The sequence below is a fragment of the Loktanella sp. M215 genome (assembly GCF_021735925.1).
Classification (GTDB): domain Bacteria; phylum Pseudomonadota; class Alphaproteobacteria; order Rhodobacterales; family Rhodobacteraceae; genus Loktanella.
Map to the genome: position 1 here is coordinate 24011 of NZ_WMEA01000001.1, position 12575 is coordinate 36585.

Consider the following 12575-nt stretch of genomic DNA (forward strand, 5'->3'; position numbering starts at 1 on the left):
CGGGCCGAAGCCGAAAGGTTTCGGCCCGCATCCCTTTGACAGAACGAGTTTTCCAATGGCCGCCAAAATTCCCGCCACCGTCGTCACCGGCTTCCTCGGCGCCGGCAAGACCACCCTGATCCGCCACATGCTGCAGAATGCCAAAGGCAAGCGCATCGCGCTTATTATCAACGAATTCGGCGACCTCGGCGTCGACGGTGACATCCTGAAAGGCTGCGACAGCGACGTCTGCGCCGCTGACGACATCGTGGAACTGTCCAACGGCTGCATCTGCTGCACCGTGGCCGACGATTTCATCCCCACGATGGAGGCGCTGCTGGCCCGCACGCCGCCCCCCGACCACATCGTGATCGAGACCTCAGGCCTCGCCCTGCCGCAGCCGCTGGTGCGCGCCTTCAACTGGCCGGGTCTTGCCACCCGCGTCACCGTCGACAGCGTCGTGACCGTGGTGGACGGCGTGGCCGTGACCGAAGGGCGGTTCGCCCATGACGTCGCCGCCGTGGACGCCCAGCGCGCCGCCGACGATGGCCTCGACCACGAAACGCCCCTGTCGGAACTCTTCGAGGATCAGATCGCCTGCGCCGACATGATCGTCATCAACAAGACCGACCTGATGGACCCCAAGGCGGCCTCTGACCTGTCAGACCGCCTGAAATCAGAGGCACGCCCCGGCGTGCAGGTCGTGCGCACCGCCATGGGCGCACTGCCCGTCGACGTGCTGCTGGGGCAAGGCATCGGCGCCGAAGCCGATCTGGAGGCCCGCCACGAGGTCCATCATCACCACCATCACGACGATGAGGATGACGACCACCACGACGACGACCACCATGACCACGGCCACGACGAATTCGAATCCTTCGTCGTGCAGCGCGACGAGATCACCGATCCCGCAGCCTTTGCCACGCAACTGGCGGACGTCATCCGCACCCACGATATCCTGCGGCTGAAGGGTTTCGCCTCTGTCGCGGGCAAGCCGATGCGCCTGACGGTGCAGGCGGTCGGTCCGCGCGTCGATCACTACTTCGATCAGCCGCTGGGCCAGACCCCGCGCGGCGCGCGCCTCGTGGTGATCGGAGAAGCGGGCCTCGACCGCGCGGCCATCACGGCCGCCCTGCAGGCATGACGATCACCGTGGCACTGGCCGATCCACGGTCGGCAGAAGGTCTGGCGCTGCTGAACGCCAGCCACGCCTATCTGCTGTCGCTTTACCCGCCAGAGTTCAGCTTTGCCCTGAACCCGGACCAGCTGGCGGAACCTCACGTCCGCTTCTTCATCGCAGCGCGTGACGGTGCGGCAATGGGCTGCGCCGCCCTATCCAACAAGGGCACCTACGGCGAGGTCAAGTCGATGTTCGTCCACCCAGACGCCCGCGGCACCGGCACCGGTGCGGCCCTGATGCAGACGCTGGAGGACGAGGCCCGTGCCCAGAACCTGCCGCTGATGCGGCTGGAAACCGGCGACGACCTTTATCCCGCACACCGGCTTTACCGGCGGCACGGCTTCACGGACTGCGGCCCCTTCGGCGATTACGTCGAGGGGCCCCATTCGGTCTTCATGGAAAAGCGGTTGTGACCGCCTCAGTCGGGCAGGTCTTCCTTGCCGCGGATCGCCTTGCCCTTCGCCTCGTCGGTGGCAAAGTCGTCGGCCGGGTCGCTGGGCTTGTCCAGATCGGTCTTGCCCTGGCTCTTCTTCATGCGCGCCAACAGCTCTTCTTTGGAAGGACGAGAGCCGAAGGGCGTCTTGTCGCTGCCGTACTGGTTGTGTTCGTTATGCTTCGGGCCTTTTTTCGCCATCTGCGGTACTCCCGATTTGCCGTAGTCCATGGGTGCGATCCCCTCGCGTGGTGTGACACCCCCATGTGGGCCAATCACAGGAAAGGTCAAGCCTGATGCACCTGCTCGCCGCTAGCGCCGTGACGATGTCCGACGGGTCAGACCCGGTCGATCCGGGCCAGACGCCCGCCGACGTCGTCTTCATCAGCGCCGCCGACACGGAACTTGCAGCATTGTCAGAGGCGCGGGCGGCGATGGACGATGCCCCCTCCCTGCGGCTGCTGAACCTGATGCATCTGCAACACCCGGTGTCGGTGGACATGCACCTCGACGCCTGCGCCGAAAAATCCCGTCTGGTCATCGCCCGCGTGCTGGGCGGCGTGGGTTACTGGACGTATGGCGTCACGCAATACGCCGCCCGTCTGCGCGCTGCGGGCGTGCCGGTGGCCTTCCTGCCCGGCGACGACCGCGACGACCCGGACCTGCGCGGGCTGTCCACGGTGACGGACGCGGACTACGACGCGCTCTGGTCCTATCTGGTCGAAGGCGGGCCGCCGAACACCGTCCGCTTCCTTGCTTGCGCGCGCGCCATCGTGGACGACACCGACCGCCCCGCAGGCGCCAGTCCCCTGCTGCGGGCGGGCGTCTACTGGCCCGGCACGGGGCTCGCGGACCTCGCCACGGCGCAGGCGACATGGACCCAGGACGCGCCCATCGTGCCCATCGTCTTCTACCGCGCGCTGGTGCAGGGCGGCGGGCTTGCCCCCATCAACCGCCTCGTGCGGTCCCTGTCGCGGTCGGGCCTGAACCCGCTGCCGATCTTCGTGGCCTCGCTCAAGGACCCGCTGTCGGTCGCGACCTTGGGCGAACTCTTCCGGCAGGCGCCGCCCGACGCAATCCTGAACGCCACCGCCTTTGCCGTCGGCAGCCCCCACGACGGCGACGACAGCCCCGCAAATCCGCTAATCGCCAACGACGCCCCCGTGTTCCAGATCGTCCTGTCGGGCGGGTCAGAGGAGGCGTGGGCCGCGTCCCCTCAGGGCCTCTCCGCCCGCGACATCGCGATGAACGTCGCCCTGCCAGAGGTCGACGGCCGCATCCTGACCCGCGCCGTCAGCTTCAAGGGGGCATCCTACTTCGACGAAGCCACCGAATGCGCCATCACGACCTATCAGGCGATGGGCGACCGCATCGACTTCGTAACCGCCCTGATGGTGAACTGGACAAGGCTGCGCCGCACGGCGCCACCTGACCGCAAGGTGGCCCTGATCCTCGCCAACTATCCCAACAAGGACGGCCGCCTCGCCAACGGCGTCGGCCTCGACACCCCCGCCGCAACCGTCCACACCCTGAACCTGCTGGCGAAGGCAGGCTACACCACCACGCCACCTTCGGACGCGCAGACCCTGATGGACACCCTGATGGCCGGCCCCACGAACTGGCTCACCGACCGCACGGACACGGCGGGCGGAGAGGTCCTCCCCCTCGACATCTACAGGCAGCACTTCGAGACTCTCCCTTGGGACGTCAAAAATCAGATCACCACACGCTGGGGCGACCCCGAGGACGATCCGTTCCTCGCTTTTTCCGAAATACTCCCGCCGGAGGCATCCCACGGCTTCAAGCTGTCCATCCACCGCTTTGGCAACGCCATCGTCGCCCTGCAACCGGCGCGCGGTTACAACATCGACCCGGGCCAGACCTACCATTCCCCCGACCTCGTCCCGCCGCACAACTACCTCGCCTTCTATTTCTGGATCCGCCACCATTGGGGCGCCCACGCGGTCATTCACATGGGCAAGCACGGCAACCTCGAATGGCTGCCCGGCAAGGCGCTGGCCCTGTCCGACACCTGCTGGCCCGAAGTCGCCCTCGGCCCGATGCCCCATATCTACCCTTTCATCGTGAACGACCCCGGTGAAGGCACTCAGGCCAAGCGTCGCACCTCTGCCGTCATCGTCGACCACTTGACCCCGCCGCTCACCCGCGCCGAAAGCTACGGCCCGATGCGCGACCTCGAGGCGCTGGTGGACGAATACTACGAGGCCGCAGGCCTCGACCCCCGCCGCCTGACCCTGCTGCGCGACCAGATCCTGTCCCTGTCGGACACGACGGGCCTCGCACAGGACGCGGGCCTTGCGGGGGACGACACCGACCTTGCCAAACTCGACGCCTACCTCTGCGAGCTGAAAGAGGCGCAGATCCGAGACGGCCTGCACATCTTCGGGCAAAGCCCCACGGGCCAGCAGGAAATCGACCTCGCCATCGCCCTCGCCCGCGTGCCGCGCGGCGACGGCACCGGCGCGAACGCCTCGCTGTTGCGCGCACTGGCGCTGGACTTCGGCCTGACCCTCGATCCGCTGGATTGCGACATGGCCGCCCCCGCCGCTGAAAAACCCGCAGCCTTGGGCGACCCGCAAGGCTGGCGCAGCAATGGCGATACCGTCGAACGTCTGGAAGCCTACGCACAAACGCTGTTACGGGACGGTGGGTTGAACACCGTCTCGGAAACGCTCCGGGGGAGCGTTTCAGGTGTGAACGGGCGCAGCCCCTGGGACGGCGCCTCGGGCGTCAGCCCGACAGCGTCGTCCCCCGTCCTGGCAGAGATCGCGACACGCATCCGCCCCGCCATCGCCGCCTGCGGCCCGGACGAGGGCGCAAACCTGCTCCGCGCCCTTGACGGCCGCGCGATCCCGCCGGGACCTTCGGGCGCACCGACGCGGGGCCGCCTCGACACGCTCCCCACCGGGCGGAACTTCTACTCCGTCGACAGCCGCGCCGTGCCGACGCCCACCGCCTGGACGCTGGGCTGGAAAAGCGCGAACCTGCTGCTGGATACCCACCTGCAGACCCACGGCGACTGGCCGCGCAGCCTGCTGATCACCGCATGGGGCACGGCGAACATGCGCACGGGGGGCGACGACATCGCACAGGCGCTGGCGCTGATGGGGGTGAAACCAACCTGGGACAGCGCCAACCGCCGGGTGACGGGGTTCACCGTGATCCCCGCCTCCACCCTCGGGCGGCCGCGCGTGGACGTGACCCTGCGCATCTCGGGCTTCTTCCGCGACGCCTTTCCGCAGTTGATCGCCCTTGTCGACGGGGCCGCCCGCGCCGTGCAGGCCCTTGACGAACCCGCGGACCTGAACCCCGCCGCCGCCCGCGCACGGGCGGGCGAGGACGCCTCCCGCGTGTTTGGCTCCAAACCCGGCGCCTACGGCGCGGGCCTGCAGGCGATGATCGACGAACGCCTCTGGTCAGACCGTGCCGATCTGGCCGAGGCCTACCTGACATGGGGATCCTACGCCTACGGCGCCGATGCGGCAGGGCACGCGGCGCGCGCCGCCTTCACCCAGCGCCTGTCGCAGACCGAGGCCATCGTGCAGAATCAGGACAACCGCGAACACGACATCCTCGATTCAGACGACTACTACCAGTTCGAAGGCGGTGCCGCCGCCGCCGTCGCCACCCTGCAAGGACAGGACCGCCCGGTCTATCACAACGACCACTCCCGCCCCGAACGCCCGGTGATCCGCACGCTGGAAGACGAAATCGGCCGCGTCGTGCGGTCGCGCGTGGTCAACCCCAAGTGGATCGCCGGCGTCAAACGCCACGGCTACAAGGGCGCCTTCGAGATCGCGGCGACGGTGGATTACCTCTTTGCCTTTGCCGCCACGACAGGCGCCGTGCGCAACCACCACTTCGATCTGGTCGAAGAGGCGATCCTGGCCGACGACGAGACCCGCAGCTTCATCGCAGATGCCAACGCACCCGCCCTGCGCGAGATCGCCGCCCGCCTGCAGGAGGCGATCGACCGCAACCTCTGGCACCCGCGATCCAACGCCGCACGGGCGCGGATCAGCGGATTGCTATGACCCTCGGGGGCCGATTTTTCGACGAAAAATCGGAAAATGGGGGCGCTGCCCCCGCGGCCCAAGGGCCGCTCCCCCGAAGTATTTGTGACCAGAAGAAGGGCGCGGCCGATTACAGGCCTGTCGCGAGGGCGGCGGTGCCGAGGTAGCAGGCAAACAGGCAGAGCACGAAGATACGCATGACGGTGACTTTCGGGTATGACGCGGTTGTGATCCAATGCGATACCGCGTGAGTTGTTCCCGTAATACCGCTATCGTCCGCCGAAAAGAGTCCGCGATGCCCGATCCCATGCAATCCACCGCCGCCGCGACAATTCCGCAACTGCTCTCGCCCGACGATCCCCGCCTGCCTGCGGTGCTGGACCTGATCCGCACCGCCTTTGCCGGCATGGCCGGTCGGATCGATCCGCCGTCATCCATGTTGCATCTGACACTGTCTGACCTGCGCCGCATCGACCGGGAGGTCTGGGCGATCGGCGCACCGCCCGCAGCCTGCATGGTGCTGACGCCACAGGTCGGGACGCTTTATCTGGGCAAGCTGGCCGTCTCGGCCACCGCGCGAGGCCGAGGGCTGGCGCGCGTCATGGTGGATACGGCGGCGGCACGGGCGCGGCGGCTGGGCTTTGCCACCTTGACCCTGCAGACCCGCGTGGAGCTTGTGGAAAATCAGGCGACTTTCCAGCACTTGGGGTTCCGCGAGGCAGGCCGCACGGCCCACCCCGGCTATGACCGATCGACGTCGATCACCTACGTCATGGACACCGCACCATGACCCGGCATCTGACCGTCCTGCTGGCGTTCCAACTGATCGGAGAGGTCGCGGCCCGCGCTCTGCACCTGCCCCTGCCCGGTCCGGTGATCGGCATGGCGCTGCTGTTTGTGGCGCTGCTCGCCGTGCCGCGGCTTGCGGCGATCACGCCCACCGCGCGGGTGCTGCTGGCGAACCTGTCGCTTCTCTTCGTGCCGGCGGGTGTGGGTGTCGTCGGGCACCTCGACACCTTCGGGACGCAAGGACCGGCCCTTGGGGTGGCCATCGTCGGATCCACCGTGCTGGCGATCCTCGCGGGCGTCGGCACCTTCCTGGGCGTGGCCCGGCTGGTGCGGCGATGACCGAGCTCTGGTCCTATCTCGCAGAGGGGCCGCTGCTGTGGCTGACGCTGACCCTGATCGCCTACGGGCTGGGCGACAGCGCCTTTCGCGCCTCGGGCCGCAAGCCGGTGCTGAACCCGGTGCTGCTGGCGGTCGCACTGCTGGCGGTGCTGCTGCGGCTGACCGGCACCAGCTATGAGACTTATTTCGAGGGCGCGCAGTTCGTCCACTTCATGCTGGGGCCGGCCACCGTGGCACTGGCGGTCCCGCTTTACACCAACCTCGCGCTGGTGCGCAGCAGTGCGCTGCCGATGCTGGCGGCCCTTGCCGCGGGATCGCTGACCGCGATGGCCAGCGCGGTCCTGATCGCCAGCGCATTGGGCGTCGATCACGCGACCTTGCTGTCCCTGCTGCCGAAATCGGCGACCGCCCCGGTGGCGCTTGGCGTGTCAGAGGCGATCGGCGGACAGCCCAGCCTGACGGCCGTGCTGGTCATCGCCACGGGCATCACCGGCGCAATCGTGGCCACGCCCCTGTTTAACGCCCTGCGCATCACCGATTACCGCGCGCGCGGCTTTGCGCTGGGGGTGGCCAGCCACGGGATCGGCACCGCCCGGGCCTTTCAGGTGAACGAGACGGCTGGCGCCTTCGCCGGCGTCGGCATGGGCCTGAACGCCCTTCTGACGGCGCTGCTGGCGCCCTTGCTTGCGCCGTGGCTGATCGGCACCTACTAAGACCTGAAACGGAGGATGTTATGACCGATGATCCCGACCGCCACGCGATGAAGATGGCCAAGAAGAAGGCCGCCCGCGACAAGATCATGGCGACCAAGACCGACCAAAAGGGCCTGATCATCGTCCATACGGGCAAGGGCAAGGGCAAGTCCTCGGCGGCCTTCGGCATGATCTTTCGCTGCATCGCCCATGACATGAAATGCGCCGTTGTGCAGTTCATCAAGGGCGGAATGAGCACCGGCGAGCGCGACCTGATCCTGGCAAAGTTCACCGACATCTGCGCCTTCCACACGATGGGCGAAGGCTTCACCTGGGAAACCCAGGATAAGTCCCGCGACACCGAAATGGCGCAGGCCGCCTGGGCCAAGGCCAAGGACCTGATCCGCGACGCGACCAACACGATGGTCCTGCTGGACGAGATCAACATCGCGATCCGCTACGACTACGTCGACGTGCACGAGGTCGTGGCCTTCCTGCGCGACGAAAAGCCCCCGATGACCCATGTCAGTGCTGACCGGGCGCAACGCCCACGACGACCTGATCGAGATCGCGGACCTGGTCACGGAAATGGAACTGGTCAAGCACCCCTTCCGGTCCGGCATCAAGGCACAGATCGGGGTGGAATTCTGACATGCTGATCCGCAGCGGCACGGCCCGGCGCGAGACCGGCGATGGCGTCTGCGGCCCCTACACAGCCGACTTGCTGTCGGATACAGGCAACCTGACCCAGTTCGGCGCCTTCATCGAGACGCTGCCAGTGGGCTCCGCCTCCTCGATCCTGCACTGGCACAGCGCAGAGGATGAGATGATGCACCTGCTGACCGGCACGGTGACGCTGGTCGAGGGCGCGACGGAAACGGTGATGCAGCCCGGCGACACCGCCTGCTTCAAGGCGGGCACAGCGGTCGGTCACTGTCTGCGCAACGATGGTGCGGCCGCGGCGAGCTATCTGGTCATCGGCACCCGGTCCGGCGACGACATGGTGACCTACCCCCTGACCGCAGAGACCGTGACGATCCGCGACGGCCTCAAGACCTACCGGGACGCCAGCGGCACGGTTACAAAGACCGCCCCCTATCACGGCGCCTGACGCCTCCCCCTTCTTCTGGTCGCAAATACTTCGGGGTGTGGGGCAGCGCCCCACCCCGATTTTTCGACGAAAAATCGGCTACTCCGGCAACGACGCACCTGGCGACAGCACCCGGGGGTCCAGTCTGACCTCGATCACCGCAACCGTCCCCGCGGCCTGCGCCTGCGCGAAGGCATCGGCGAACTGCCCCTGTTCCGTCACGACCGCGCCAAACCCGCCGTAGGCCCGCGCCAGTGCCGCAAAGTCGGGGTTGGCCAGCACCGTGCCGGACACACGGCCCGGGTAGCTGCGCTCCTGATGCATCCTAATTGTGCCGTAGCGGCCGTTGTTCATTACGATGACGATGGGCGCGGCCCCGTGCTGCACCGCCGTCGACAACTCGTTGCAGGTCATCTGGAAACAGCCGTCGCCCGCAAGGCAGACCACCGTGCGGTCCGGATGCTCCAGCGCCGCCGCGACCGCCGCCGGAAAGCCGTAGCCCATCGACCCGGAGGTGGGGGCGAGTTGCGTGCCGTATTGCTTCCACGCGAAATAGCGGTGCAGCCAGGCGGCATAGTTGCCGGCGCCGTTGGTCACGATGGCGTCGTCCGGCAGGGTGTCGGACAGCCAGCGGATCACCTGTTCCTGCTTGACCGCACCGGGGCTTTCCACGGGCGTCTGCCAGTGGTCATAGTCCGCCCGCGCGGCGGCTGTGGCGTCCGGCCAGCCGGTCCAGGCCCCCTGCCGCGACAGCGCGTCCTGCAGCGCCAGTACGGCCACGTCGCCGGGACAGACGACGCCGAGGTCGGACCCGTAAACGCGCCCGATCTCGTCCGCGTCCGCATGGACGTGCAGGATCACCTTCTGCGGATCGGCGGGATCGACGAGGGTGTAGCCCTGCGTCTCGATATCGCCGAACCGCGTGCCGACCAGCAGCAGGCAATCCGCGTCGCGCACCCGCTTGGCCAGCCGCGGATTGACGCCCACGTTCAGGTCACCGGCAAAGCAGGCGTGGCGATTGTCAATGTAGTCCTGCCGGCGAAACGCCGTCGCCACCGGGATCTGTGCGGCCGTGGCAAAGGCCCCCAGTGCGGTGGCCCCCTGTGCTGACCAGTGCGGGCCACCCACGACCATCAAAGGCGCGCGCGCCTCTGACAGGCGCAGCAACAGGTGGTCCCAGACGTATGACGCGGGTGCCGCAGGCGTACGCCAGACGCCCGCGAAATCGGGCACGTCGGCCTGCGCGCTTAGCATGTTTTCCGGCAGGGCCAGCACGACAGGGCCCGGACGCCCCGACAGGGCCACGCGGAAGGCCCGCGCGATATATTCCGGCAGGCGCGCGGTGTCGTTGACCTGCGCCACCCATTTGGCCAGCCCGCCGAACATCTGCTTGTAGTCGACCTCCTGAAAGGTGTCCCGGTCGACATGGCCGCTGTCGATCTGGCCCACGAAGACCACCAGCGGCGTGCTGTCCTGCATCGCAACATGCACCCCCGCGCTGGCGTTGGTGGCGCCCGGACCGCGCGTGACGAAACAGACGCCCGGTTGGCCTGTCAGCTTGGCGTGCGCCTCGGCCATCATGGCGGCACCGCCTTCCTGACGGCAGACGACGTTCTGGATGCCGCTGTCATACAGACCGTCGAGGGCCGCGAGGAAGCTTTCGCCCGGCACGGAAAATACCCGCCGCACCCCCAGTTTCACCAGTTGATCGCTGAGGATCTGTCCGCCGTGTCGCATGTCTTTTGTCCTTCGCCCGCTGTCCGGGCACCATGATGCCGCAGGCGCCGATGGGCAAGACGGGTTGGCAAGGACAGCGCACGGGTTAGATGGCGGGGTTGACCCATCAAAGGACAGACCTGACCCATGACCCGCCTTCTCGGTATCTCCGGCTCGCTGCGCCGCGCCTCGACCAACACCCACCTGTTGCAGAACGCGGCCGAGATGTTCGGGGCCGACACCTATACGCGCGCCAGCATCGACTTGCCGCTGTACAACGGCGATCTGGAGGCCGAGAGCGGCGTGCCGGAGGCGGTGCAGACCCTTGCGCGCCAGATCGGCGAGGCCGATGCCATCATCATATCGACGCCCGAATACAACAAGGGCGTGTCCGGCGCGCTGAAGAATGCCTTCGACTGGATCAGCCGGATCAAGACCACCCCGCTGGCGGGCAAGCCCGTGGCGATCATGTCCGCGAGCGCCGGACGGTCCGGTGGCGAGCGGGCGCAATATGCCCTGCGCCACTGCCTCGTGCCGTTCGATGCCCGCGTGCTGAACGGACCAGAGGTGCTGGTCGCGCAAAGCCACGACGCCTTCGACGCCGATGGCCTCCTGATCGCCGACAGCTACCGCGATTTTCTGGGCCGCCAGATGGAGGCGCTGCGCGCCATGACCTAGACCCGCGTCGCGACCTCGATCAGGTTGCCGTCGGGGTCGCGGACGTAGAGGGAGCGGATCGGACCCATGGCCCCGGTGCGATTGACGGGACCCGCGATCACCGTCACGCCTTGCGTCGCGAAGTGGGCCTGCCAGCCTTCCAGCGGCGTGTCCGTCAGAAAGCACAGGTCGGCGCTGCCCGGCGCGGGATGCCGTGCCTTGGGATCGAACGGGCGGGCGGCGGGATGCAGGTTGATCTTCTGCGCGCCGAACGTCAGGGCCGTTCGCGTGCTGCCATCGGCGGGTGTAAAGGTCTGCACCTGCATCCCCAGCACGTCGCGATAAAAGGCGACCGTGGCGGTGATGTCGGCCACGGTCAGCACGAGGTGATCGAGTGCAGTCAGGTGCGGCATGTCTGTCCCCTTGTCATGGCTCTTGCGCGGCCCAGATGAGCACGACCGGCGCGCAGCTGCAATTCGGGGCTGCGGCACTGATCCCGTCGGGCGAGGCCAGAGCGGCAGATTTTTCCAAGAAAAATCGGCTTGGGGGGCCAGCCCCCCGTCCGCTGACGCGGACGCCCCCCGAAGTATTTGGGACCAGAAGAAGTCAGAGGGACGCCTGCGGGCGGAAATCCTCGGGGATGGCATCTGTGGTGGCGAGGATCAGGTCGGCCATGACGGCTGCGACCTTGGGGGCCATGCCGAAGCCGATCTTGAACCCGCCGTTGGCGACGAAGGCGCCGGGGAGGAACGGGTGTGTGCCGATCATGGGCGCGCGGCTGCGGCTGCGGGGGCGGACACCGGCCCAGCGGGCGATGACAGGGGCAGCGCCGAGTGCCGGCAGGGCGGCGCGGGCCTGTGCGATCAGGGCGTCGAGTTGGTCGTCGGTCGTCGTGGCGTCGCTGAAATCGCGTTCGGTGGTCGACCCGATCGCCACGGTGCCGTCCAGATGCGGGACGATGTGCAGGCCGCCCGCAAAGAGCTGCGGTTGACCCGCCGCGTCATGGCGCAGCAGCGCCGCCTGCCCCTTCACCCCCGCGCCGACCATGCGGCTGTGTTGCGCCGTCATCTCGGCCAGGCCGGCGGCGCCGGTGGCCCAGACGACTGCGCCTTGCGGTTGGCCGTCGCGCGTCACGACACCGCCCTGCGCCGTGATCGCGGCGGCCAGCGCATGGGTCGCCTGTCGGGGATGGATCAGGGCCGAGAGCGTGTCGTGGATCACCAGACCCGTCGGGCTGGGCGGCGACCACGGCAGATCGGACGCGGGCACGACCTCCCATATCGCCTGACCCTGCCAGAGGTCCGCCGCACCGGCAGCCCGCGCGCGGGCCAGCGCCACGGCGGCCTCGTCGGCCAGCGGTTGCAATCGCCCGCTGCGGACGTAGCCGGTGGACTGGCCGGAGGCCGCCTCGACCGCCGCCCAGAAGCCCTGCGCCATCAGCAGGCTGTCCCGCTGAAAGGCCTTCTTGGCGTTCCATTGTTCGGGGACATGCGGGGCCAGTGCACCGACGATGCCGCCGGAGGCCCCCGCCGCCACGCCCGCCGGGTCGATGACATGCACCCGCGCGCCGCGCTGCAGGCAGGCCCAGGCGATGGACAGGCCGAACACCCCTGCCCCCATGACCGTCACATCTGCCGTTGCCATTGTGCACCCCGCGTTCCACAAG

12 protein-coding genes and 1 pseudogene are annotated in these 12575 nt (G+C 67.9%); 9 read left to right on the forward strand and 4 right to left on the reverse strand.

The features are described 5' to 3' along the window. The first annotated feature begins 55 nt into the window (after positions 1-55). Together cobW and GLR48_RS00140 are read left to right on the forward strand one after the other, a co-directional pair. Positions 56-1123, forward strand: coding sequence for a cobalamin biosynthesis protein CobW (gene cobW, locus GLR48_RS00135; RefSeq protein ID WP_237057631.1), 1068 nt, complete (start codon positions 56-58; stop codon positions 1121-1123). Then, on the forward strand, positions 1120-1572 hold the full coding sequence (locus GLR48_RS00140) for a GNAT family N-acetyltransferase (RefSeq protein ID WP_237057632.1): 453 nt from the start codon (positions 1120-1122) through the stop codon (positions 1570-1572). Before cobW ends, GLR48_RS00140 begins: the two co-directional genes overlap by 4 nt. 5 nt (positions 1573-1577) lie before the next feature. Here the strand turns inward: GLR48_RS00140 and GLR48_RS00145 are convergent, their stop codons facing one another. After that, a complete protein-coding gene (locus GLR48_RS00145; RefSeq protein WP_237064612.1) occupies positions 1578-1823 on the reverse strand; it encodes a hypothetical protein in 246 nt (81 codons plus the stop codon). A gap of 65 nt (positions 1824-1888) precedes the next feature. Between GLR48_RS00145 and cobN the strand changes: the two genes are divergently transcribed. The 6 genes and pseudogenes from cobN (at position 1889) to GLR48_RS00175 (ending at position 8557) form a co-directional block, all read left to right on the forward strand. Continuing rightward, positions 1889-5647: a cobaltochelatase subunit CobN gene (gene cobN, locus GLR48_RS00150; RefSeq protein WP_237057633.1), complete on the forward strand. Its 3759-nt coding sequence runs from the start codon at positions 1889-1891 to the stop codon at positions 5645-5647. A gap of 274 nt (positions 5648-5921) precedes the next feature. Then, positions 5922-6416, forward strand: a complete 495-nt coding sequence (locus GLR48_RS00155) for a GNAT family N-acetyltransferase (protein WP_237057634.1) — start codon at positions 5922-5924, stop codon at positions 6414-6416. Continuing rightward, a complete protein-coding gene (locus GLR48_RS00160) occupies positions 6413-6754 on the forward strand; it encodes a CidA/LrgA family protein (protein WP_237057636.1) in 342 nt (113 codons plus the stop codon). Before GLR48_RS00155 ends, GLR48_RS00160 begins: the two co-directional genes overlap by 4 nt. After that, positions 6751-7467, forward strand: coding sequence for an LrgB family protein (locus GLR48_RS00165; protein WP_237057637.1), 717 nt, complete (start codon positions 6751-6753; stop codon positions 7465-7467). Before GLR48_RS00160 ends, GLR48_RS00165 begins: the two co-directional genes overlap by 4 nt. A 20-nt stretch (positions 7468-7487) precedes the next feature. After that, a pseudogene (gene cobO, locus GLR48_RS00170) lies at positions 7488-8097 on the forward strand (cob(I)yrinic acid a,c-diamide adenosyltransferase). Between the two features lies 1 nt (position 8098). After that, positions 8099-8557 (forward strand): cupin domain-containing protein, encoded by a 459-nt coding sequence (locus GLR48_RS00175; RefSeq protein WP_237057638.1) that lies wholly within the window; start codon positions 8099-8101, stop codon positions 8555-8557. Positions 8558-8635: 78 nt separating this feature from the next. Here the strand turns inward: GLR48_RS00175 and GLR48_RS00180 are convergent, their stop codons facing one another. Next, positions 8636-10273 carry a thiamine pyrophosphate-binding protein gene (locus GLR48_RS00180; RefSeq protein ID WP_237057639.1) on the reverse strand — a complete coding sequence of 546 codons (1638 nt, stop codon included), beginning with the start codon at positions 10271-10273 and terminating at the stop codon, positions 8636-8638. A 126-nt stretch (positions 10274-10399) separates the two neighbouring features. On the opposite strand from GLR48_RS00180, the gene GLR48_RS00185 reads away from it, so the two are divergent. Then, positions 10400-10930: an NADPH-dependent FMN reductase gene (locus GLR48_RS00185; RefSeq protein ID WP_237057640.1), complete on the forward strand. Its 531-nt coding sequence runs from the start codon at positions 10400-10402 to the stop codon at positions 10928-10930. Here GLR48_RS00185 and GLR48_RS00190 read toward each other — a convergent pair. After that, positions 10927-11322, reverse strand: a complete 396-nt coding sequence (locus GLR48_RS00190; RefSeq protein WP_237057641.1) for a VOC family protein — start codon at positions 11320-11322, stop codon at positions 10927-10929. The genes GLR48_RS00185 and GLR48_RS00190 overlap by 4 nt on opposite strands. A 193-nt stretch (positions 11323-11515) precedes the next feature. Continuing rightward, positions 11516-12553, reverse strand: a complete 1038-nt coding sequence (locus GLR48_RS00195) for an NAD(P)/FAD-dependent oxidoreductase (RefSeq protein ID WP_237057642.1) — start codon at positions 12551-12553, stop codon at positions 11516-11518. Positions 12554-12575 lie beyond the last annotated feature (22 nt).